The sequence below is a fragment of the Sphingomonas sp. 37zxx genome (assembly GCF_000786205.1).
Taxonomy (GTDB): Bacteria; Pseudomonadota; Alphaproteobacteria; order Sphingomonadales; family Sphingomonadaceae; genus Sphingomonas.
This window is the reverse complement of the sequence record NZ_JROH01000135.1, coordinates 1-411: the sequence shown is the minus strand read 5'-3', so window position 1 is coordinate 411 and position 411 is coordinate 1. Positions and strand designations below refer to the sequence as shown.

Below are 411 nucleotides of genomic sequence, written 5' to 3'. Positions count from 1 at the left end.
AAATGCTCGGTCGACAGCAGCCGCTTCACCTGCGGGCGTGCCAGGATCGCCGACAGGAAGCGCGCCGCGATCTCGCCGTCCAGCAAGCGCTCACGGTTCTTCGAAAAGGTCGACGCGTCCCACACCGGATCGTCGATGCCGAGCCCGACGAACCAGCGGAACGACAGGTCGAAGGCGAGCCGCTCCATCATCTGCCGCTCGGAGCGGACACCGTGGAACATCTGTAACAGCAGCGCCCGCAACAGCTTCTCCGGCGCGATCGACGGCCGACCGATCCGCGAATAGACCGCCTCCAGCTCCGGCCCGATGTCGGCCAGCGCCTCGTTCACAAGCCCACGGATCGCGCGAAGCGGATGGCGCGCCGGCACGCGCTGCTCCAGATCGACGTAGGAAAAAAGCTTGCCCGATCGT

General features: G+C 66.2%; 1 protein-coding gene. It reads right to left on the bottom strand.

What is annotated here, in order from left to right; translation table 11 throughout:
• Nucleotides 1–411 (bottom strand): transposase (locus tag QU44_RS17095; RefSeq protein ID WP_033923615.1); only part of this gene is annotated, 411 nt, incomplete at both ends.